The sequence below is a fragment of the Streptomyces sp. ATLC9 genome (assembly GCF_057196705.1).
Genome location: NZ_JBXUOY010000039.1, coordinates 1 through 21,853 on the forward strand (window position 1 = coordinate 1; position 21,853 = coordinate 21,853).

The 21,853-nt window shown below is 74.2% G+C and carries 21 protein-coding genes and 1 pseudogene; 17 read left to right on the forward strand and 5 right to left on the reverse strand.

Annotated elements, in window-relative coordinates; all coding sequences use genetic code 11:
• Positions 1–134 (forward strand): annotated as a pseudogene (locus tag AC2CJA_RS06885) (M1 family aminopeptidase); the annotation flags it as partial.
• Positions 135–471: 337 nt separating this feature from the next.
• Here AC2CJA_RS06885 and AC2CJA_RS06890 read toward each other — a convergent pair.
• The gene (locus AC2CJA_RS06890; RefSeq protein ID WP_484601767.1) at positions 472–1,707 is read right to left on the reverse strand and encodes a pyridoxal phosphate-dependent aminotransferase; all 1,236 of its coding nucleotides are present in this window, start codon (positions 1,705–1,707) and stop codon (positions 472–474) included.
• Here AC2CJA_RS06890 and AC2CJA_RS06895 point away from each other — a divergent pair.
• The 15 genes from AC2CJA_RS06895 (at position 1,697) to AC2CJA_RS06965 (ending at position 16,701) form a co-directional block, all read left to right on the forward strand.
• Entirely contained in the window at positions 1,697–2,017 is a 321-nt protein-coding gene (locus tag AC2CJA_RS06895; RefSeq protein WP_484601768.1) for a hypothetical protein, read from the forward strand. The two genes, AC2CJA_RS06890 and AC2CJA_RS06895, sit on opposite strands and share 11 nt — an antisense overlap.
• 124 nt (positions 2,018–2,141) lie before the next feature.
• Entirely contained in the window at positions 2,142–2,345 is a 204-nt protein-coding gene (locus AC2CJA_RS06900) for a hypothetical protein (protein ID WP_484601769.1), read from the forward strand.
• A gap of 250 nt (positions 2,346–2,595) precedes the next feature.
• Positions 2,596–3,129 carry a DUF2617 family protein gene (locus tag AC2CJA_RS06905; RefSeq protein ID WP_484601770.1) on the forward strand — a complete coding sequence of 178 codons (534 nt, stop codon included), beginning with the start codon at positions 2,596–2,598 and terminating at the stop codon, positions 3,127–3,129.
• 121 nt (positions 3,130–3,250) lie between these two features.
• Positions 3,251–4,978: a polyamine aminopropyltransferase gene (locus AC2CJA_RS06910; protein WP_484601771.1), complete on the forward strand. Its 1,728-nt coding sequence runs from the start codon at positions 3,251–3,253 to the stop codon at positions 4,976–4,978.
• A 122-nt stretch (positions 4,979–5,100) separates the two neighbouring features.
• Positions 5,101–6,183 (forward strand): SRPBCC family protein, encoded by a 1,083-nt coding sequence (locus AC2CJA_RS06915; RefSeq protein ID WP_484601772.1) that lies wholly within the window; start codon positions 5,101–5,103, stop codon positions 6,181–6,183.
• Positions 6,184–6,219: 36 nt separating this feature from the next.
• Complete coding sequence (locus AC2CJA_RS06920; RefSeq protein WP_484601773.1) at positions 6,220–7,050, forward strand: aldose epimerase family protein; 831 nt, start codon at positions 6,220–6,222, stop codon at positions 7,048–7,050.
• A 57-nt stretch (positions 7,051–7,107) separates the two neighbouring features.
• On the forward strand, positions 7,108–7,647 hold the full coding sequence (gene pyrE, locus AC2CJA_RS06925) for an orotate phosphoribosyltransferase (protein ID WP_484601774.1): 540 nt from the start codon (positions 7,108–7,110) through the stop codon (positions 7,645–7,647).
• Between the two features lie 286 nt (positions 7,648–7,933).
• Complete coding sequence (gene fbaA / locus AC2CJA_RS06930) at positions 7,934–8,956, forward strand: class II fructose-bisphosphate aldolase (protein ID WP_484601775.1); 1,023 nt, start codon at positions 7,934–7,936, stop codon at positions 8,954–8,956.
• Positions 8,957–9,128: 172 nt separating this feature from the next.
• Entirely contained in the window at positions 9,129–9,542 is a 414-nt protein-coding gene (locus AC2CJA_RS06935; RefSeq protein WP_101255478.1) for a DUF3151 domain-containing protein, read from the forward strand.
• 105 nt (positions 9,543–9,647) lie between these two features.
• The gene (locus tag AC2CJA_RS06940) at positions 9,648–10,562 is read left to right on the forward strand and encodes a tryptophan 2,3-dioxygenase family protein (RefSeq protein ID WP_484601776.1); all 915 of its coding nucleotides are present in this window, start codon (positions 9,648–9,650) and stop codon (positions 10,560–10,562) included.
• The gene (kynU, locus tag AC2CJA_RS06945) at positions 10,555–11,805 is read left to right on the forward strand and encodes a kynureninase (protein WP_484601777.1); all 1,251 of its coding nucleotides are present in this window, start codon (positions 10,555–10,557) and stop codon (positions 11,803–11,805) included. The genes AC2CJA_RS06940 and kynU overlap by 8 nt, the downstream gene beginning before the upstream one ends.
• Positions 11,798–12,589, forward strand: coding sequence for an alpha/beta hydrolase family protein (locus AC2CJA_RS06950; protein ID WP_484601778.1), 792 nt, complete (start codon positions 11,798–11,800; stop codon positions 12,587–12,589). The genes kynU and AC2CJA_RS06950 overlap by 8 nt, the downstream gene beginning before the upstream one ends.
• A gap of 67 nt (positions 12,590–12,656) precedes the next feature.
• Positions 12,657–14,063, forward strand: coding sequence for a sensor histidine kinase (locus tag AC2CJA_RS06955; protein WP_484601779.1), 1,407 nt, complete (start codon positions 12,657–12,659; stop codon positions 14,061–14,063).
• The gene (locus tag AC2CJA_RS06960) at positions 14,060–14,725 is read left to right on the forward strand and encodes a response regulator (protein ID WP_484601780.1); all 666 of its coding nucleotides are present in this window, start codon (positions 14,060–14,062) and stop codon (positions 14,723–14,725) included. The genes AC2CJA_RS06955 and AC2CJA_RS06960 overlap by 4 nt, the downstream gene beginning before the upstream one ends.
• Before the next feature lie 125 nt (positions 14,726–14,850).
• A complete protein-coding gene (locus AC2CJA_RS06965) occupies positions 14,851–16,701 on the forward strand; it encodes a protein kinase domain-containing protein (protein WP_484601781.1) in 1,851 nt (616 codons plus the stop codon).
• Here AC2CJA_RS06965 and AC2CJA_RS06970 read toward each other — a convergent pair.
• The 3 genes from AC2CJA_RS06970 to AC2CJA_RS06980 form a co-directional block, all read right to left on the reverse strand.
• A complete protein-coding gene (locus AC2CJA_RS06970) occupies positions 16,685–17,320 on the reverse strand; it encodes a hypothetical protein (protein ID WP_484601782.1) in 636 nt (211 codons plus the stop codon). The genes AC2CJA_RS06965 and AC2CJA_RS06970 overlap by 17 nt on opposite strands.
• A gap of 165 nt (positions 17,321–17,485) precedes the next feature.
• Complete coding sequence (locus AC2CJA_RS06975; RefSeq protein WP_484601783.1) at positions 17,486–19,123, reverse strand: ABC transporter permease; 1,638 nt, start codon at positions 19,121–19,123, stop codon at positions 17,486–17,488.
• Positions 19,120–20,085, reverse strand: a complete 966-nt coding sequence (locus tag AC2CJA_RS06980) for an ABC transporter ATP-binding protein (protein ID WP_484601784.1) — start codon at positions 20,083–20,085, stop codon at positions 19,120–19,122. Before AC2CJA_RS06980 ends, AC2CJA_RS06975 begins: the two co-directional genes overlap by 4 nt.
• Before the next feature lie 90 nt (positions 20,086–20,175).
• Between AC2CJA_RS06980 and AC2CJA_RS06985 the strand changes: the two genes are divergently transcribed.
• Entirely contained in the window at positions 20,176–20,745 is a 570-nt protein-coding gene (locus tag AC2CJA_RS06985; protein WP_484601785.1) for a GbsR/MarR family transcriptional regulator, read from the forward strand.
• Between the two features lie 15 nt (positions 20,746–20,760).
• On the opposite strand, the gene AC2CJA_RS06990 is transcribed toward AC2CJA_RS06985, so the two are convergent.
• Entirely contained in the window at positions 20,761–21,651 is an 891-nt protein-coding gene (locus AC2CJA_RS06990; protein WP_484601786.1) for a diacylglycerol kinase, read from the reverse strand.
• Between the last annotated feature and the right edge of the window lie 202 nt (positions 21,652–21,853).

Here is a 21,853-nt window from a genome sequence, read left to right on the forward strand (position 1 = left end):
CCTTCGCCAAGTACGACCAGCTCTTCGTCCCCGAGTTCAACGCGGGCGCGATGGAGAACGCGGGCGCCGTCACCATCCGCGACCAGTACGTCTTCCGCTCCAAGGTGACGGCCCCCGCCGTCAGGGCGAGCACCACGGGATTGACGAACGGCGGCACGATGTCGACCTCCGTACCGTCCTCCCAGCGGCAGACCGTGGACAGTGGGAACACGTCCTGCGAGATCGAGTCCGGGCGTGCGGTCGGCGGCTTGCCCGCATCCGCGGCGCAGACCTTGCCCACCCTCGTGAATCCGGAGAACGCGCCCCATCCGTAGCACAGCAGGGCCGCGCAGTAGCAGAGCGTGGCCCCCAGCGCCCACTGCCAGGTCCTGTACAGCCGGACGGGGTGGTGGTCCGGGTCCGCGTACCGCACGCAGTTCATGACGGTGACGAGCAGGCCGAGGACCGCCGCGAAGATCAGCGCCTCGGCCATCAGGATGCGGCCCGGGCGCGGTCCGGGTCCGGGGCCGCGCCCGGGCCCAGAGTGCCCAGGCGCCCCACCGCCTCCCGCAGCACCTCCTCGCGTTTGCAGAACGCGAAGCGGACGAAGTGCGCGCCCTGCTCCGCGTGGTCGTAGAAGACCGCGTTGGGCACGGCGACGACGCCGCAGCGCCCGGGCAGGGCGCGGCAGAAGGCCACACCGTCGTTCTCGCCCAGGGGGCGGATGTCGGTGGTGACGAAGTACGTGCCGGCGGGGCGGAAGACCTCGAAGCCCGCCCTGGCCAGGCCGTCCGCGAGCAGGTCCCGCTTGGCGCGCAGGTCCTCGCGCAACCCGGTGTAGTACGAGTCCGGCAGGGCGAGCGCCTCGGCGACCGCGTACTGGAAGGGGCCGGCCGAGACATAGGTCAGGTACTGCTTGGCCGAGCGCACCGCCGAGACCAGCTCCGGCGTGCCCGTCACCCAGCCGACCTTCCAGCCGGTGAAGGAGAAGGTCTTGCCGGCGGAGGAGATGGAGACGGTGCGCTCGCGCATCCCCGGCAGGGAGGCGACGGGGATGTGCTCGCCGTCGAAGACCAGGTGCTCGTAGACCTCGTCGGTGACCACCAGCAGATCCCGCTCCACCGCCAGAGCGGCGATCGCCGTCAGCTCCTCGCGGGTGAGGACGGTGCCGGTGGGGTTGTGCGGGGTGTTCAGCAGGATCAGCCGGGTGCGGCCGGTGACGGCGTCGCGCAGCTCGTCCAGGTCCAGGCGGTACGCCGGTCCGGGTTCCGGGGAGGGCCGCAGGGTGACGGGGACGCGGGTGCCGCCGGCCATGGCGACGCAGGCCGCGTAGGAGTCGTAGTAGGGCTCCAGCGCGATCACCTCGTCGCCCGGCTCCAGCAGGGCCAGCAGGGCGGCGGCGATCGCCTCGGTGGCCCCGGCGGTGACCAGGACCTCGGTGCCGGGGTCGTACTCCAGGCCGTAAAAGCGCCGCTGGTGGCCGGCGATCGCGGCGCGCAGTTCCGGGACGCCCGGGCCGGGCGGGTACTGGTTGCCGCGGCCTTCCCGCAGGGCGCGGACGGCGGCCTCGCGGACCTGTTCGGGTCCGTCGGTGTCGGGAAAGCCCTGGCCCAGGTTGATCGATCCGGTCCGGACGGCCAGCGCCGACATCTCGGCGAAGACCGTCGTGCCGAACCCGGCCAGGCGGCGGTTGAGCAGTGGTCGTCCGGTGGAGGTCATGGCGGTCATCCTCCGCCCGGCACCCGGCTTCCTCAACTCCTTCCGCCCGTGCTTTGCTGCGGATGTCGTGACGGCGGCCCCGGTGGGGGCGCGGGAGAGGGGTGTCGTGGTGGAGTGGTTGGCCGGCGGTCTCGCCGTTCTCATGGTGCTGCTGGTCCTGGCGGTGGCCGTTCCGGCCCTGCGGAGCCGGCGCCGGGCGGCCGGGGACCGCCGGGGCGGTTCGTCCGGCGGCGGTGACACCGGCTGGTGGGCGGACGGTGGTTCGGACGGGGGCTCGGGCGACTCGGGCGGCGGGTGCGGCGGAGGGGGCGGGGACTGACCGGCCCGAAGCTCTGGACCTCCTCAACCCGGCTTTGACGCGGGCGGCGCGGGGGAATCGTGACATCAGGCCTGTACGGGGGATGTGCGGGCACGGGGGCACAAGGGGTTACAAGGGGGACGCCGTGACGGCTTTCGTCATCGTCTGCGTGGTTCTGGTCCTGGTGCTGGCCGCGGTGGCGGTCGGCAAGGCCACGGGAGGGAGCCGCCGCACCCGGCGGAGCACCGGCGGACGGGAGTCGGGGGCGTGGCTCGGCGCCGGCGGCAGTCCGCACGGTGGCGGGTGTGGCGGTGGTGGTGGCGGGTGCGGGGGATGTGGAGGCGGCTGACGCTATTCACCCGTACGGCGGTTGCAGTTCGGTGGGGAGAACATCTGACCTGCTAGGCCCCCGCTGGTATGGGAAACAGTCGAAGGTGAGCAAAAAGCCTGTAGGAGCCGCACATTCCGTGATTCCGTGAATGATGTACCCGGACTTCACGTGGGCGCGAGCCGGCGGCAGGCAGCATCCCTGTCCCCCTTCGGGGCCATGTTCCAGGGGGCTGAGCCGGCCCGCCCTCACTGCGTTGCGGAGCCGACCCATGCTCACCGATCTCAAGACCCCGTACACCGACACCCGCGCCGGTGACCTCGCCTGGGCGCTCGGGCGCGACCCCATGCCCGCCCTGGCGAAGCTGGACATCGAGTTCCATGGAACGACGGTCCAGCTGAGACTGCTCGGCGCTTCGCACCAGGTGCTGCTCGCGGACGAGGGTGGCATCTTCTGTTCGGAGACCGTGGCGTGCATCCCCGGCAGCAGGACACCGCTGCCGCTGGGGGTGTCGAAACGGACGGACGACTGGGAGTACGCCTTCGCGGCACGTGTCGAGACGCTCTCGGGCGGCTCCTTCGCGGGCCGGGCGCAGGAGTTGCTCGCACTCGTCGCGGACCACCCGCACGGGCTGGCCGGCACCTTCCCCGGCAGCCCGAACGCCTTCACCGCACTGCTGGTCCACCGTCGCGGCGACCAGACACACTGGCGGACCTGGCACGCCTACCCGCAGGAGCGGCGGCTCGTGGTGACCCACACCAGAGTGGGGGTGCGCGTCAGGGAGCCGGAACGGGCGGGTGTGTGAGCCCGGTTCAGCCCGTACAGAGCGCGCACGGGGGCGGGAGTGTCGGCGCGTACATCCGTGCGAGTCATTGCACCTGTGTGGGTGACAGGACTCGCGAGAGACGTCCCGTAGCGTTCCCGACATGACCGAAACGTCCGCTTCCGTGCCGGCGGGAGCGCCGGGGCCCGCGCCGCCGGAGGAGGAGCCGCCGCCGGCCCCGAGCCGGGCCGCGCCGCAGGTGCCGACCCAGGAGCCGGTGCGGCTGCCCGTACCGGCCGGGGTCGGACGGTTCCTCGTCCTCGCCGCAGTCTTCGTCTGCGCCGCCTGCGGTCTCGTCTACGAGCTCGAACTCGTCGCCCTCGGCTCCTACCTGGCGGGCGACTCCGTCACCCACACCTCCGTCGTGCTGTCGGTGATGGTCTTCGCCATGGGCCTGGGCTCGCTGCTCGCCAAACGGCTGCGCACCCGCGCCGCGGCCGGGTTCGGCATCGTCGAGGCACTGCTGGCCCTGGTCGGCGGAGGCTCGGCGATGGCGCTGTACGCCTACTTCGCCTGGGTCGGCGGCTCGATGGCGGTGCTGATCGGCTTCTCACTGGTCATCGGGGTGCTCATCGGCGCCGAGATGCCACTGCTGATGACCCTCATCCAGCGGATCCGGGCACAGGACGCGGGCGGAGCGGTCGCCGACCTGTTCGCCGCGGACTACGTGGGCGCCCTCGTCGGCGGCCTCGCCTTCCCCTTCCTGCTCCTTCCGCTGGCGGGCGGGCTCCCGGGGGCCCTGGTGGTCGGGACGGTGAACGCCGTCGCGGGCGGCGTCCTGGTGCTGTGGCTGTTCCGCGGCGACCTGTCACCCCGCTCGCGCCGGGGCCTGCTGACCGTCAACGCACTGGTGGTGGCGCTGCTGATCACCGGTGTCGCCGTCGTCGACTCCTTCGAGAAGGCCGCACGCCGGGCGGTGTACGGCGGCGAGGTGCGGACGGTGCGGAACACCGCCGTCCAGGAGATCGTCCTCACCGAGGGCGTCCGGCACGCCGGCGGGAGCGAGCCGGCCGGTTTCGGGATGTTCCTCGACGGCCGGCTGCGGGTGTGCGGCGGGGACGAGCGGCGCTACCACGAGGCGCTGGTCCACCCCGTGCTGGCGGCCGGCCCGCGCGGCAGGGTGCTGGTCCTGGGCGGCGGCGACGGACTGGCCCTGCGCGAGGTGCTGCGCCACCGGGGGGTGGAGTCGGCGACGGTGGTGGAGCTCGACCCCGGCGTCGTGGAACTGGCCCGCGCCGATCAGGTGCTCGGCCGCCTCAACCGCCGTTCGCTGGACGATCCGCGGGTGCGGGTGGAGACGGGGGACGCCTTCGAGTGGCTGCGCTCCTGGCCGGACTCCGGCCGGCCGCCGTACGACGTGATCGTCTCCGATCTGCCCGACCCCGGTATCTCGGACAGCTCCCGGCTGTACTCGCAGGAGTTCTTCGGTCTGGCCGCGCGGGCGCTGTCGGAGCGGGGGCGGCTGGCGGTGCACGCGGGGCCGGCCGGGGGACGCCCCCGCACGTACTGGACGGTGGAGACCACACTGCGGGCCGTGGGTCTGCGCACCGCCCCCTACGTGGTGGACGGGCGGCTGTCCGGCCCCACCGCCGGCCCCGACCGCTCGCGGCGGCGCGACGGCGCGGCCCCGGGTGGTCGGGGCCGGTCCGGGGACTGGGGCTTCGTGCTGGCGGCACACGGCGCCCCGCCGCCGCTCACCCTCGGGCCGGGCGGTCCGGCCCCGCGCGCCTTCGAAGCGGCGGATCTGCGCCGTGCCAAGGCTCGTGCGGAGCAGAATCGTATCGTCGGCCTGCGACCCTCCACCCTGATGCGTCCCCGCTACCAGGACTGAGGCGGGACCGGGGCGGGCCGGGGAGGAGGGCGGGCCGCGGGCGCGGCGGCGGAGGAGCGCGACGTGCCGATGTGCGTACGGAGCGGGCACTGGCGGGGGAGGTACTGGGTAGGCTCCGCCTCATGGAGCATGAGGTGTACGTTCCGTTCACTGCCGCGGCCGTGCGGGCGGCGCTCGCCGAGCCGGAGCGCGTGGTGCGCTGTGTGCCGGGGCTCCAGCCCGAGGCCCTGGAGTCCGGAACCCCGGAGGCCGGGACCTCACAGGCGTCCGGCGCCGGGGACGGCGCGATCGTCCGGGGGCGGCTGCGGGTGCGTATCGGCGGCTCCAGCATCACGTACCGCGGCAGCCTGCGCCTGACATGCGGCGGGGACGGTGCCTGCACGGTCCGCGGCGAGGGCGCCGAGGCCCGGGGCGACGGCTCGGTGGAGCTGGATCTGGCGATCGTGCCGCGCCCGGCCGACGACGGCGAGGGCACCGTGCTGGTCTGCACCGGGGAGCTGCGCGGCGGGGGTCGGATCACGGACTTCGAGGAGAAGCAGCGGTACGCCGCCGGCCGTCGGCTGCTGGACCGTTTCGGCGGTGAACTGGCCGCCCGCATGGCGGCCGACCCGGTCTCCCCGGTGGACGCCGCCGGTACCGTCACCACACCCGGCGGGATCGGCGAGCCCGATGACAACGAGCCCGTGATTCCGGGCATCCCCGCGCCCGAGACGCCCGATTCGGCGGACGCCAGGAACAGCGGGAGCGCCAGGAACGGCAGGGGCGCCGGAGACGCCGAGGGAGCGGGGAAACCGGAGGAGCCCGGTGCCCCGGAGCGCCCGGGCGCTCCGGACGAAGGGGACCGGATCCGGGGGGTCTTCGACGCCGAGGTTCCGCCGTCCTCGCTCGACCCGTCGAGCGAGGACGGCTTCGGCGACGCGTCACTCGGTGATGAGGTGCTCGACGGCGGCCTGGGTGACGACCTCGTCGACGAACTGGACGAGGAGTCGCGGTCCGCCGCCGAGGCGGCCCACGCCCGCCGGACGATGATCGGACGCAGTGCCGAGGAGGTCGACCACGCCCCGCCGCGCGGCCGCTACGCCCCCGTGCCGCCGCCGGAGGAGGTCTCCCCGGCCGCGGCGGTGCTGCGCTGGGCCGCTCCGGCGGCGGCGCTGGCGGTGGCCTCGGCGGTCGTGGTGGGCCGCGTGCTGCGGCGACGGCGCTGAAGATCGCGGTTGCCGCAGGCCGTCGCGGTTAAGGTCATGGATGTGACTCTCCATGACGCCCAAGACACAGACAGCGGAGTCCGTCTGCGAGCCGGTGGCACCGAGGTGACTGTCGACCCGGCGCGCGGCTGCCGGATCTCCTCCCTGCGCATCGACGGCACGGAGGTGCTGAGGCAGGGCGAGCGGTACGGCGCGTTCGTGATGGTGCCCTGGTGCGGACGGACCCGGCAGGGGCGGTTCCTCAACGGCGGCGAGCGGTACCAGCTCCCCGTGACCGTTGGGGAGCACGCCATCCACGGCACCGTGCGCGCCGCCCCCTGGCACACCGTCCGCAGCGACGGGCGGGCCGCGTCCTTCCACCGCGACCTCACCGACCCCTGGCCCTGGCCGGGCCGGGTGACCCAGATGGTTGAGCTGGCCGAGGACGGCGACGGGCTCACCCTCACCCTGGGTGTGGAGACGGCCGGGGACTCCTTCCCGGCACAGGCCGGCTGGCACCCCTGGTTCCTGCGCAACCTCGGGCGGGGCGGGCAGGACGTGGAGCTGGACTTCGCCCCCGCCTGGCAGGAGGAGCGCGGTGAGGACCACATCCCCACCGGCCGCCGCACCGAGCCGCGGCCGGGCCCCTGGGACGACTGCTTCGGCATGCCGGAGGGGGTGGACGTGACGCTGACCTGGCCGGGCGAGCTGGAGTTGCGGGTCACCAGCCGCGCCGAGTGGGTGGTCGTCTACGACGAGCAGCCCGAGGCGGTCTGCGTGGAGCCGCAGACCGGCCCGCCCGACGGGCTCAACTCCCATCCGCGCCTGGTCACGCCCATCGACCCGCTGGAGGTCTCCACGGTCTGGTCGTGGCGCAGGCCGGCGTAGGGCCGGAGCAGGACCGGCGCGCGGGGAGCGGCGCGGGGCTGGCTTAGGCTCATCGGCATGAGCGACGCGCGCGAGAAGCTTCTGCAGCAGATCAAGGACAAGGCCGTGGTCCACGGCAGGGTGACCCTCTCCTCCGGCAAGGAGGCCGACTGCTACGTCGACCTCCGCCGGATCACCCTGGACGCCGAGGCGGCTCCGCTGGTCGGGCAGGTGCTGCTCGATCTGACCGCCGACATCGAGTACGACGCGGTGGGCGGCCTGACCCTCGGCGCGGACCCGGTGGCCACCGCGATGCTGCACGCCGCGGCCGCGCGCGGCCGGAAGCTGGACGCGTTCGTCGTCCGCAAGGCGGGCAAGGCCCATGGCCTCCAGCGCCGGATCGAGGGACCGGACGTGGCGGGCCGCCGGGTGCTGGCGGTCGAGGACACCTCCACCACGGGCGGCTCGGTCCTCACGGCGGTCGAGGCGCTGCGGGAGGCCGGCGCGGAGGTCGTGGGCGTGGCGGTCATCGTCGAGCGCGGCGCTGCCCCGGCGATCGAGAAGGCGGGGCTGCCGTACTACCAGGCGTACGGGCTGGAGGACCTGGACCTGTCCTGACCCTGTTCCGCCCGCCGCCGGAACCGGCCCGGTTCCGGCGGTGGCTCCGGCCTTGCGCAAACCTCGCAGGGTGACCGGAGAGACCCGTGAGAGTCACCGTTTCACGTGAAACGGTGACTCTCTGTGGCCCGGTCGGCGGTGCGGGGCGCCTCCCGGGCTCCCGTCCCGCCCCCGGACGCGGGGGTGGAGCAATCCCACACGTCTGGGAGGATGGGGACGACGATGACGTCGATCCGTTGACCACACCAGAGCCGTAGAGCTTCGCACACCATCAAGGAGCGGACAGATGCCCATCGCAACCCCCGAGGTCTACAACGAGATGCTCGACAGGGCGAAGGCAGGCAGGTTCGCCTACCCCGCCATCAACGTGACCTCGACGCAGACGCTGCACGCCGCGCTGCGCGGTTTCGCCGAGGCGGAGAGCGACGGCATCATCCAGATCTCCACCGGTGGCGCCGAGTTCCTGGGCGGCCAGTACAGCAAGGACATGGTGACCGGTGCGGTCGCACTGGCCGAGTTCGCGCACATCGTCGCCGAGAAGTACCCGGTCAGCATCGCGCTGCACACCGACCACTGCCCCAAGGGCAAGCTGGACGGATACGTACGCCCGCTGCTGGAGCTCTCCCGCAAGCGCGTCGAGGCGGGAATGAGCCCGCTGTTCCAGTCCCACATGTGGGACGGCTCGGCCGAGACCCTGACCGACAACCTGGAGATCGCCCGGGAACTGCTGGCCGCCGCCGCTGCCGCGAAGATCATCCTCGAGGTCGAGATCACCCCGACCGGCGGTGAGGAGGACGGGGTCAGCCACGAGATCAACGACGAGCTGTACACCACGGTCGACGACGCCATCCGCACCGCCGAGGCCCTGGGCCTGGGCGAGAAGGGCCGCTACCTGCTGGCAGCCTCCTTCGGCAACGTCCACGGCGTCTACAAGCCGGGCAACGTCGTGCTCCGCCCCGAGCTGCTGAAGGACCTCCAGGAGGGCGTGGCAGCCAAGTTCGGCAAGCAGAGCCCGTTCGACTTCGTCTTCCACGGCGGCTCCGGCTCCACCGAGCAGGAGATCGCCACCGCGCTGGACAACGGCGTGGTGAAGATGAACCTCGACACCGACACCCAGTACGCGTTCACCCGCCCCATCGCGGACCACATGTTCCGCAACTACGACGGTGTGCTGAAGGTGGACGGCGAGGTCGGCGACAAGAAGACCTACGACCCGCGCAGCTGGGGCAAGTCGGCCGAGAAGAGCATGGCCGAGCGCGTCGCCAAGGCGTGCGCCGACCTGCGCTCCACCGGCACCCGCATGAAGTAGCACCCGCGCCCCGTACGTCCCCTGCCCGGCCGCCCAGGCCCGGGCGGTGACGCGGACGGACGCGAGCCCGGTACCCGGCACCCGTCGCCGGATACCGGGCTCGCCGCATACGGCCCCCGCCCCTCCGCACGCCGCTCTCCGCACACCGGCGGCGAGCGTGCAGACTGGGGCCATGGCCATTCACGAGAACCTGCTCGGGGGACCGCCCCCGACCCACCTTCCCGACGATCCCGAGCCGCGCGAGCTGCTCGCCTCGGGTACCTCGCCCGCCGAGGTCGCGGCGAAGCACCCGACCTCCTCCCTGGCCTGGGCGCAGCTCGCGGACGACGCCTTCACGGCCGGACGCACGGTCGAGTCGTACGCGTACGCCCGCACCGGCTACCACCGCGGCCTGGACGCCCTGCGCCGCAGCGGCTGGAAGGGGCACGGCCCGGTCCCGTTCGAGCACGAGCCGAACCGCGGCTTCCTGCGCGCCCTGCACGCCCTCGCCCGCGCCGCCCAGGCCATCGGCGAGCAGGAGGAGTACGAGCGCTGCACCACCTTCCTGAAGGAGAGCTCGCCCACCGCGGCGGCGACACTTTCCTGACGGCTCTCCCGACCGGCCCTTGCCGTCGCCGGGCCCCGAACCGATGATCTGCGGGGAAGGCCCGGCGACCCCGGGCGAGCGCGCGAGGAGAACAGAGAAACAGCCATGCCGTCAGAGCAGCCAGAGCAGCCGGAGCAGCCGGAGACCTCACAGCAGGCCGGAGCACAGTCCGGGACGGGGACCGGCGCCGGTGCCGGAGCCGAGAACGGTTCGGAGAACCCGAACCTCGACTTCGCGGGCACCACCCCCTACGAGGACTACGTCAAGGCGGACGTCCTCACCCACCTCCAGCACCTCCTCTCCGAGGACCCCGGAGAGATGTCCTTCCTGGTGACCACACAGGTGATGGAGCTGTGGTTCACCGTCATCGTCCACGAGTGGACGGTCGCCTCCCAGGCGCTGCGCGCGGACGACCCGCGCACCGCGCAGGAGGCGCTCAAGCGCTCGGTGTACGAGATGCTCTCGCTCAACGCCTCCTGGGAGCCACTGGCCCACCTCACCCCGGCGCAGTTCAACGCCTACCGCGGAGCCCTCGGCGAGGGCTCCGGCTTCCAGTCCGCGATGTACCGGCGCATGGAGTTCATGCTCGGGGAGAAGTCGGCGTCCATGCTCGTCCCGCACCGCGGTGCGCCGCGCGTCCACGACGAGCTGGAGAAGGCCCTGCACGAGCCGAGCCTGTACGACGAGGTGCTGCGCCATCTCGCCCGCCGCGGCGAGGACATCCCCGAGGAGGTCACCGGCCGGGACGTCTCGCAGCGGTACGAGCCGCACCCGGCGGTCGAGCGGGTCTGGGCGCGGATCTACTCCGGCGACCCCGGCAGCGAGCTGCTGCGCCTGGGCGAGGCGCTGACCGAGGTGGCCGAGCAGGTCTGGCGCTGGCGCAACGACCATCTGGTGGCCACCCGCCGTGCGATGGGTTCCAAGCAGGGCACCGGCGGCTCCGCGGGTGTGGCCTGGCTGGAGAAGCGCGCCCGCAAGAACGTCTTCCCCGAGCTCTGGACGGCCCGCAGTCATGTCTGACGCAACCGAGAACGCCGTGGGAAACACCGCCCTGCGCGAGGAGGCGGCCAGGCTCGACGCCGCCGACGCCCTGGCCGGCCGGCGCGACGCCTTCGTCCTGGAGGACGAGAGGGGCGAGCGGGTCGTCTACCTCGACGGCAACTCCCTGGGCGCGCTGCCCCGCTCGGTGCCCGCCCGCGTCGCCGACGTGGTGGAGCGCGAGTGGGGGCGGCTGCGGATCCGCTCCTGGACCGAGTCCGGCTGGTGGACCGCGCCCGAGCGGGTCGGCGACCTGATCTCCCCGATCGTCGGCGCCGCGCCCGGCCAGATCGTGGCGGGCGACTCCACCAGCGTCAACGTCCTCAAGGCGGTGGTCGCCGCGATCCGGATGGCCCGCGAGGACAACCCGGCCCGCACCGACCTCCTGGTGGACGCCACCACCTTCCCCACCGACGGCTACATCGCCGCCTCCGCCGCCCGGCTGACCGGTGCCGCGGTCCGCGCGATCCCGGCCGGGGGCATCCCCGGCTCGGTGGGTCCGCGCACCGCCGCCGTGCTGGTCAACCACGTCGACTACCGCACCGGCGAGCTCCACGACCTGCCCGGCGTCACCGCCGCCGCCCACGAGGCGGGGGCATACACGGTGTGGGACCTGTGCCACAGCGCCGGCGCCCTCCCGGTCGGACTGGACGAGCACGGCGTGGACCTGGCCGTCGGCTGCACCTACAAGTACCTCAACGGCGGGCCCGGCGCCCCGGCGTACCTCTACGTCCGCAGCGGTCTCCAGCCGCGCTTCGACTCCCCGCTGCCCGGCTGGAACTCGCACACCGACCCGTTCGGCATGAGCCACGAGTACGAGCCCGCCGACGGCGCGCCGCGCGGCCGGGTCGGGACGCCGGACATCCTGTCCATGCTGGCGCTGGAGGAGGCGCTGAAGGTCTGGGACGGGGTGGACGTGGCGGCCGTGCGCGCCAAGAGCCTGGCCCTGACGGACTTCTTCCTGCGCTGTGTGGAGGCTTACGCGCCCGAGGGGCGCGTGGAGTCGGTGACCCCGGCCGAGCACGCCCGGCGCGGCAGCCAGATCGCGCTGCGCTGCGCGGACGCCGAGGCGGTGATGGCGGAGCTGGTCGCGCGCGGCGTGGTGGGCGACTTCCGCCGCCCGGACGTGCTGCGTTTCGGCTTCACCCCGCTGTACACGTCCTTCGCCGACGCCGAGCTGGCCGCCCGCGTCCTCGGCGAGGTGCTGGCGGAGCACGATGCCTGAGACGGTGTCCGTGGGCGAGGCGGAGGAGGCGGCGCTGCTGGGCCTGGCCCCGGTGGCGCCGTCCGCCACCGAGCGCTACGGCACCCACCCCTCGCAGGTGATCGACCTGTACGGCCCGTCCGGCGGGCCCCTGGTGGCCGTTCTGCACGGCGGTTTCTGGCGGGAGGCGTACGACCGCGTCCATCTGTCCCCGCTCGCCGCCGCGCTGGCCGGCGGGTACGGGCTGCGGGTGGCGCTGGTGGAGTACCGGCGCGTCGGCGGGGGCGGCGGCCGGCCGGGCACCTTCGAGGACGTCCGCGCCGCCCTGGACCACCTGCGCGGAGTGGGGGAGCCGCGGGCGCTGGCCGGGCACTCGGCGGGCGGTCACCTCGCGCTGTGGGCGGCCTCCCGGGGTCTGGCGCGGTGCCCGGTGGTGGCCGCGGCCCCGGTGGCCGACCTCGCCCGCGCCCACGAGCTGGGTCTGAGCGGCGGCGCGGTGGCCGAGCTGCTGGGCGGCGAGGAACACCTCGCGGCCCGGCTGCCCGAGTCCGACCCGGCGCTGCTGCCGCCGCCGGACCCGGGGGCGGCTCCCGTGGTACTGCTGCACGGTGCCGAGGACGCGGACGTGCCCGTCGAGCTGTCCCGCCGCTACGCCGCCGGCCGTTCCGCCGTCCGGCTCGTCGAGCTGCCCGGCACCGGCCACTACGCGCCCGTCACCCCGGGCACGGCGGCCTTCGCGCTGCTGGCGGAGGAACTGGCGCGGTACGCCGGACGGGCGCCCGGTACCCGGGCGTGTAGTACCTGAGACGGACCCGGAAGGATGGGACCGCGGGCGGACGACCGGGACGCCCGCGGTCCCTAGGGTCGTCACCGTGACCGACACGACGAGGACGGCAGCGACGAAGACGGCGGCGAAGACCGCCGGCGGCTCCCGGCAGCCCACCGAACTGCGGATGGCCCGCGACGCCCTGCACGACCTGCGTGCGGAACTGCTGACCGGAGCCTTCGCGTTCCGGCCGTTGCCCCCGCTGCCGGAGGACCACCGCCTGCTGCGCCCGCTGCCCGCCGCGCTGCGTGGTCCGGCCCGCCGGCTGCCGCATCTGGCCCTGGCGGGCCTGGCGCTGCTGCTGATGTTCGTCGAGATCGTCAACTCCTACTCCGGTGACGGCAGTTCCGTCCGGGCGCTTTTCCTGGGCGTGCCGCTGGTCGTGCTGGTCTTCCGGCCGATCGGGGCCTTCTGGCTGTCGCTCGGCGGCATGCTCTTCACGGCGGCCGTCGCCCCCGGCGCCTGGGTCGCCTGGCCCTGGACGGGCGTGTCCTTCGTGGCGCACCTGGTGGTGCTGCTGGTCGTCGCCGCCCGTACCCGTCCCCGGGTGTCGGTCCACATGTGGCTGCTGACCGCTCTGGCCGGCGGGCTCGCCGCCGCGACGGACCCCTACCGGGGCGCGGCGGTCTCCTTCGCCATGACGGTGGTCTCGGGAATCGTCCTCACGCTGCTGCTCGCCGTGCGCGGCTGGCGCGAGTCGCGGCGGCAGGTCGTCGAGCAGGTCGCGGTGGTGGAGGAGGAGCGGTCCCGGCGCACCCTGCTGGAGGGGCGCACCACCATCGCCCGCGAACTGCACGACGTGGTGGCCCACCACATGTCGGTGGTCGCCATCCAGGCCGAGGCGGCCCCCTACCGTGTCCAGGACCCGCCCGAGGAACTGGTGGCGGCGCTGGCCGGCATCAGGGAGAACGCGGTGACGGCCCTGACCGAGCTGCGCCGCGTCCTGGGCGTCGTCCGTGCCGACCTGCCGGACGACCTGGACGAGTGGGGCCCGGAGGCCCCGCAGCCCACCCTGGCCGACCTCGGCGACCTGCTGGAGAACGTGCGCCGGGCCGGGCTGGAGGTGGAGTCGGCGGCCACCGGGAGGCAGCGGCCGCTGCCGCAGGGCGTGGAGCTGTCGGCGTACCGCATCGTGCAGGAGGCGCTGAGCAACGCTCTGCGCCACGCGCCCGGTTCGAGCGCCCGGGTGGAGCTGGGCTACGTGCCGGTCGGGCTCGGCCTGCGGATCGTCAACGGGCCGTCCGACGGACCGGTGAAGGCGTCCGGGGGGTCCGGGCACGGGCTGATGGGGATGAAGGAGCGCGCGGCGGTGCTCGGGGGCGGGCTGACGGCCGAGGAGACCGAGGACGGCGGCTTCGCCGTGGAGGCGTTCCTGCCGGTGGAGCCGGGCGCCGCGCCGGACGCCGTACCGGACGCCGTGCCGGGGGTTGTGCTCCGCAAGGACGCACCGTGATCCGGGTGGTGATCACCGACGACCAGATGATGGTCCGCGAGGGCTTCTCCGTCCTGCTGAACGCCCAGCCGGGCATGGAGGTCGTCGGCGAGGCGGTCAACGGGCGCGAGGCCGTGGAGGCGGTCGCCCGGCTGGAACCGGACGTCGTGCTCATGGACATCCGCATGCCCGTGGTCAACGGGCTGGAGGCCACCCGTGAGATCTGCGCCTCCGGCTCGGCCGCCAGGGTGCTGATCCTGACCACCTACGACCTGGACGAGTACGTCTACCAGGCGCTGCGCGCCGGGGCGAGCGGCTTCCTGCTCAAGGACGCCTCCGCAGGCCGGCTGGCCCACGGGGTGCGGACGGTGGCGGCCGGCGAGGCGCTGCTCGCACCGACGGTCACCCGGCGGCTGATCGCGGAGTTCTCCCGGCTCTCGGCCGCCGCCGGCCCGCGCACCCCGTTCAGGGAGCGCGTCGGGGACCTGACCGGGCGCGAGACGCAGGTGCTCGCGCTCGTCGCCCGGGGTCTGTCCAACGGCGAGATCGCCGGCCGCCTCGTCGTCGCCGAGTCCACCGTGAAGACGCACGTCAGCCGGGTGCTGGTCAAGCTGGGGCTGCGCGACCGCACCCAGGCGGCCGTCTTCGCCTACGAGTCGGGACTCGTCACCCCCGGAGGCTGACGTGTCCGGGGGCCGCTTTGGCCCCGGCGGCGGGGAGCCGGTCACGGATCGGTTGCCGTCGTCACCGCCGTGCGTCCGCACCTCTATCCTCGACGGACGAGGTGAACGGGGAGGAGCCGCGCGCGATGGAACCACTGGGGGACGGTGACCCGCGCTGGATCGGCGCGTACAGGTTGCTGGGCAGACTGGGCGCGGGCGGGATGGGCAGGGTCTACCTGGCACGTTCCGAACGCGGCCGTACGGTCGCGGTGAAGGTCGTCCAGGAGGAGCTGGCCCGTCAGCCCTCCTTCCGCGAACGCTTCGCCAAGGAGGTCAACGCCGCACGGCGGGTCGGCGGCCAGTGGACGGCTCCGGTGCTGGACGCCGACACCGAAGCGGTGACCCCCTGGGTGGCGACCGGCTACATCGCCGGGCCGTCGCTGCAGGAGGTGGTGGACGAGGACTACGGTCCGCTGCCCGAGCAGTCGGTGTACGCGCTGGCCGCCGGGCTGGTCGAGGCGTTGCGCGCGATCCACGGCGCGGGGCTGGTGCACCGCGACCTGAAGCCGTCGAACGTGCTGGTCACCATCGACGGGCCGAAGGTGATCGACTTCGGCATCGCCCGCGCCCTGGACTCGGTGACCGGGAGCGGGCTGACCCAGACCGGCGCCGTCATCGGCTCACCGGGCTTCATGTCGCCCGAGCAGGTGCGCGGCGAGCGGGTCACCCCGGCCGGTGACGTGTTCTGCCTCGGCGCGGTGCTCGCCTACGCGGCGACCGGGCGGATGCCGTTCGGCACGGCCGACAGCGGCTTCCACGCCCTGCTGTTCCGCATCGCCGAGGAGGAGCCCGATCTGACCGGGGTTCCCGGACCGCTGCGCGAACTGGTGGCGGACTGCCTGGTCAAGGACCCGGCCGGCCGGCCCGCGCTCGACTCCCTGGCCGGCCGCGTCGCGGCCCGCACGCCGTCCGGCGGGACCTGGCTGCCGGGCGAGGTGCTGGCCCAGCTCGGCCGCCACGCGGTGCGGCTGCTGGACAGCGAGGACCCGGACGCGGCGGCGAGTGCCCTCGCACCGCCCGGGCGCGCGTCCCCGGTGTCCTCGGGGCCGCCCGTGCCACCCGCCGCACCGGGCACGTACGTGCCGCGCATGGGGCTCACGCCGGGAGCCGTGCCGGGCGCCGCCCAGGGGCACGCGACGCCCGTCCCGCCGACCGTGCCGCACCAGCCCGCGTACCCGTCGGGCCCGGCCGGCCCGCCGTACGCGCCGCAGGCGCCCCGGCAGTGGCACTCCACGCCCCCGCCCCCGGTCACCGCCTCCCGCCCGGCGTCCGGTGCCGCGCGCTCGGCGCGCACGCTGTCCCTCGTGCTGAGCGCCGGACTGAGCGCGCTGCTGCTGTGCACGCTGGTGCAGTTCGTGCTGGACATCCAGGTCTACGGGGAACTGGGCGATCTCCACGAGGGGAGCCACCTGGCGTACGCGGCCCTCGACTACGACTCGCTGCGGAGCACCACCGAGACGATGGCGGGCCTCGCCGCGTTGTTCCAGCTGCCGGTGGTCGTGCTGTGGCTGGTGTGGTTCTGGCGGATCCGGGCCAACGCGGAGGCGTTCGCCCCCGGGCAGATCCGCTACCACCAGGGGTGGGCGATCGGCTCCTGGCTGGTGCCGGTGGTCTGGTTCTTCATGCCCAAGCAGATCATCAACGACGTCTGCGACCACAGCGACCCCACCTCGTCCCGGACCACCTGGTACGGCCCCCGCCGGAGCAGCAACCGCGGCCTGCTCAACGGCTGGTGGACGATGTGGCTGATCGGCATGGTCATCGGATTCGTCAACTACGAGCCGTGGTACGACGCCGGGACCGTCGGCCAGGCGCAGGGCAGCGCGGCCCTCACGGTCCTCGCCGACTTCCTGGCCGTGCCCGCCACGGTGCTGGCGATCCTGGTCGTCCTGCGGCTGACCTCACTCCAGGAGGACCGGATCAAGGCCGCCCGCTGACCCGCTCGCCACCGGTCCGCCCGCCACTCCGCCGCCCGCCGGCCCGCCGTCCACCGGTCCGGCGCAGTCGGCGTACCGCGGACAGGGCCCCGGTGCGGTGGCGCAGGAGCACCGCGCCGGCTGCCAGCCCCGCCAGGGCGGCCGCACCGCCGAAGACCGCGGCCGCGGACGATTCGGCACCGGGTTCCGCCGCGACGCCGGTGTGCGTGAAGGAGGCGGACAGCAGCTCCCCGGTGCCGCAGACCGCGACCACGGGGTAGCTGCCGCCGACGGCCAGCCCGTCCCGCAGGGAGGCGGTGGCGTGTCTCTCCCGGGCGGGACGGCCGTCGGCGCGTTCGAGCGCGACGGTCCGCTCGAAGGCGGGGGAGGAGACCACGCCGCCCGAGCCGCCCGCCTCGCACACGGCGCGTACGCCGACGGCCCCGCTGCCGCTTCCGCCCGCGCGGGCGGGGGTGAGGACGAGTTCCTGGACGGCGCCCGGCCCACCGCCCCCTTCCCCGGCGGTGTACGCGGAGGCGGGGGCCGCCGCCAGCGACAGGGCGGCGGCGGCCGTACCGGCGGCCAGTGTGCGGCGTGCGCGGCGACACCGGGCGGGGGTGCGGGGACGGTGGAAGTGCATGGCGGTGGCCTCCGCTGCGTTCGGATGCGCGTCGCCCCCATGCGAGCAGCGTCCCCGCACCCCCGCATCCCCGGATGGTGCGGGGGGATGACGTGCCTGCCCCGTACGGCGGAACGGGCCCCGCCCGGCCCGTCCCGCCCGGTGTCCCGCGGCGCTCGGCCGGTGTCAGCCGATGTCGCGGCGGCGGAACGCGGCGAGCCCCGCCGCCGTCAGCGCCGCCGCGGCCAGCAGCGTCCACAGGTACGGTGCCGCGGCCGGGTCCCCGCCCGGCAGCTTGGGCAGATGCGTGAACGGCGTGAGGTTCACGACCGCCCGGGGCAGGTCGAGGGCCGGGCCGAGCCAGCCGATGACGAGCGCGCCGCCGACCAGTCCCCACGCCGCCGCGGCAGCCCCGGGCACGGCGCCCAGGAGCAGCACCGCCACCGCGGCGAGCGCCCACACCGCCGGTGCCTGCGCGAGGACCGCACCGGTCACCCGCCACACCGCGCCGGGCTCTCCGGCCGCCAGTCCGTAGCCCGCTCCCATGGCCAGACCGCAGGCGGCGAGCAGTACGGCCGAGCCGGCGAAGGCGAAGAGCAGGTGGCCGGCCGCCCAGCGCAGCCGGGGCACCGCACCGGCCAGGACCGGCTCGGCGCGCTCGGAGGTCTCCTCGCCGCGCATCCGCAGGACCGCGCCCACCGCGTAGATCGCGGTGATCATGCCGAACAGCCCGGCCATGGCGGCGAGGAAGGCGTCGGTGATGCCCGACGCGCCGCCCATCCGCTCGATGATCTCGCGGCTCTGCTCGTTGTCACCGAGCAGATCGGCCGCCCCCTCGGCCATGGCGCCGAAGATCAGCCCCGCGAGCACCAGCCCGGTGCCCCAGCCCAGCAGCGAGCCGCGCTGGAGCCGCCGGGCCAGTCCGTAGGGGCCGTTGATCCGGCCGGTGGCCGGTCCGGGCCGGGTGGCCAGGAAGCTCGCGCCGATGTCGCGCCGCCCGGCCAGCTCGTACGCGGCGGCCGTCAGCGCCGCGGCCAGGCCCAGCGACAGCAGCAGGACCCAGGGCCGCTCGTCGGCGAACGGCCGTGCGTTGCGCGCCCAGGCCAGTGGGGAGGCCCAGGCCAGGGGTGAGGAGCCGTCGGCGGTGCCGGAGTCCCCGGCGGCCCGCAGGACGAAGACGGCGCCCAGCACGGCACCGGTCAGCCCCTTGGCGAGCCGGGCGCTCTCGGTGAGCTGGGCGGTCAGGGCGGCGACCGCGGCGAAGACCAGCCCGGTGCCGCCCAGGGCGAGCCCGGTGGTCAGCGATCCGCCCGCGGGCAGCCCGGTACCGGCCAGGCCGAGGGTGACGAGGACGGCGACGGCGGCGTTCGCGATCGCCGCGGCCAGCAGGGCGGAGGTGAGCGGGGCGCGGCGGCCCACCATCGCGGCGGAGATCAGCTCCTGGCGGCCGGTCTCCTCCTCCTCGCGGGTGTGCCGCACCACGATGATCATGCTCATGATGGCGATGAGCACGCTGCCGATGGTGAGCATCTCCCAGACGGCCAGACCGCCCGGGGAACTGCTGAAGGCCGGGCCGTACACCGCGCGCATCGAGGTGTTGGCGTTCATCGAGGCGACCAGTTCGGCGCGTTCGGCGGCGGTGGGGTAGAACTGCTCGATGGCCGCGGCGTTCTGCACGGCCAGCACGGTCAGCAGCAGGACCCACACCGGGATCAGCACACGGTCGCGGCGCAGCGCGAGCCGCAGCAGCGTGCCGGTGCCGGCCAGGTCGCGGCGGGATCCGTCGCGGCGGACGGCCGCCGCGGGCCGGGCGACGGTGGTCATGACGCCACGACCTCCTCGCCGTCGGCCGTCGCGGCGGTGCCGCCGCGGTCGCCGCCGACCGCGCCTGTCCCGTCCTCCCGGTAGTGCCGCAGGAAGAGCTCCTCCAGGGTGGGCGGGGTGCAGGTGAGGCTCCGCACGCCGGTCTCCGCGAGCCGCCGCAGCACGCCGTCCAGCTTGTCGGTGTCCACCTGGAGCCGCACCCGGTGGCCCCGGACGGACAGGTCGTGGACGCCGGGCAGGCCGGACAGCCCGTCCGGCTCGCCCGCGAGCTCCGCGCCGACGGAGGTACGGGTCAGATGCCGCAGGTCGGCGAGCGATCCGCTCTCGACGGTGACGCCGCGGCGGATGATGCTGACCCGGTCGCACAGCGCCTCGACCTCGCCGAGGATGTGGCTGGACAGCAGTACCGTCCGCCCCCGGTCGCGCTCCTCGGCGACGCAGTCCCGGAAGGCCCCCTCCATCAGCGGGTCGAGCCCGGAAGTCGGTTCGTCCAGGATCAGCAGCTCCACGTCGGAGGCGAAGGCGGCGACGAGGGCGACCTTCTGCCGGTTGCCCTTGGAGTAGGTACGGCCCTTCTTGGTGGGGTCGAGTTCGAAGCGCTCCAGCAGCTCGTCGCGGCGCCGGGCGTCGAGCCCGCCGCGCAGCCGTCCGTAGAGGTCGATGACCTCTCCCCCGGAGAGGTTGCGCCACAGGGTCACGTCGCCGGGCACGTAGGCCACGCGGCGGTGGAGCTCGACGGCGTCCCGCCAGGGGTCGCCGTCCAGCAGCCGGGCGGTGCCGGAGTCGGCGCGCAGCAGACCCAGCAGAACGCGGATGGTGGTGGACTTCCCCGATCCGTTGGGCCCGAGGAAGCCGTGGACCTCGCCGGTCTCGACGTGCAGGTCGAGTCCGTCGAGCGCACGGGTGCGGCCGAAGGTCTTCACGAGACCGGAGACCGAGATGGCTGCGGTTGCCTTGGTCATGTTTGCGAAGCTACTTTAATTTCAGAAATTTGTGAAGGTACTGAATGGCTGAGATGGGCCAGGCGCCGGTGACCTGGAAGGATGGGGCCCGTGGTGGTAGTGGTGAGTGAACAGCCGAACGAGCCGAACGAGCCGGACGAGCCCGCCGAGCGGGCCGCCGGCCCGCACACGCGGACCTACGGCCCCGAGGTCGCCGAGTTCGTGGAGCGCTTCGCCGCCGAGCTGACCGAGGCGGGCATGCAGCGCATGGCCTCGCGGATCTTCGCCTGCCTGCTGACCGAGGACTCCGGCACCCTCGGCTCCGCCGAGCTCTCCGAGCGCCTGCGGATCAGCCCGGCGGCCGTCTCCGGCGCCATCCGCTACCTCTCCCAGGTCCATCTGGTCACCCGCGAACGGGAACCGGGCTCGCGCCGGGAGCGCTACCGGGTGCACGCGGACGTCTGGTACGAGGCGATGACCGACCGCGACGCGCTGCTCGGGCGCTGGAGCGCCACCTTCGACCAGGGCCTCAAGGCCGTCGGCCCCGACACCCCGGCGGGCCGCCGCATAGCCGAGACGGCGGAGTTCTTCGACTTCATACGGCGGGAGCTGGCCATGACGCTGGACCGCTGGCACGCCCACCGCGAGGCCGCGCACGGCGGCGGATCCACTCCCTCGTGAGGCCCCGCCCGGGCCTCAGGCGGGCGAGGGCCGCTGGGGCGGCACGGCCGGGGGAGCGGCCGGGGGAGCGGCCGGAGAAGTGTCCGAGGGAGCGGCCGGCGGTACGGTCAGGCGCAGCGCCGAGGGGTGCGCCGTCCAGGTGCGGGTGAGGACGGGGCCGGAGACCACCGCGTCGGCGCGGTAGCGGAAGTGCGGCCCCGAGACCGTGACCGTACGGGCCCGCGCCCGTACCGGACCGTCCTGCGCCCGCCGGCGCACGACCACGTCCACCAGACCGCCGCCCGGTGCGAGTGAGACCCGCTCCACCGGGTTGTCGAGGTCGGTCAGCAGCACACCGTCGGCCTCGACGCGCAGCCGCGCCTCCCCCGGGCCGGGCGCGGGCCGGGCCAGGGTGCGCACCAGGGAGCGGCAGCGGCCCAGCGGCCCGCGCGCCGGACCGCCCGCCCCGTCGCGCGGTTCCCGGTCTCCGAGCAGCGGCGGAATGCGCAAGTCCCCCAGCACCACTCCGCCGCTGTCGTCTATCAGCAGGTCGAAGCGCCTCTCCCGGCCCTCCAGCACCGTTCGCGCCGCCCGCACCGCGTCCAGCGGCACTCCCAGCGCCCCGGCCAGCGCCACCGACCCCGGCCGTCCCACCGGCACCACCGACAGCGCGCAGTGCGCCAGCCCGCGTTCCAGGTGCAGCAGCCGTACCGCACGCAGCAGCGCCCGGTCGTCCCCTATCACCACCGGGCGCCGGCGGCCCCGGCGGGCCAGCGCCCGCGCGGCCTCCTCGGGGCCGTCCGGCAGGCACACCTTCACTCCGGGAGAGCCCGCGGCCAGCACGTCCCTGGCGATCCGTACGGACTCGCCGTCCGTGCGGCGGGCGAGGGGGTCGACGAGCACGAGCAGCGGATGCGGAACCGGCACCTCGGTCCTTCCTTCGGTTGTCCCGGGCCGCCTGCGGCCACAGGGGCGGCCGGAATCGGCGGCCGCGGACGGGAATTGGCTGTGATGGGTACGGACGGCGGGATCGGCGGGGGTGCGGCCGGTGGTCGTCGCGTTCGCCTCCCGTCGGAGGAGTCCGGTAATCTCTCGGTGCAAGAGCCCCTGTCGCTGTTGCGGCCAGGGG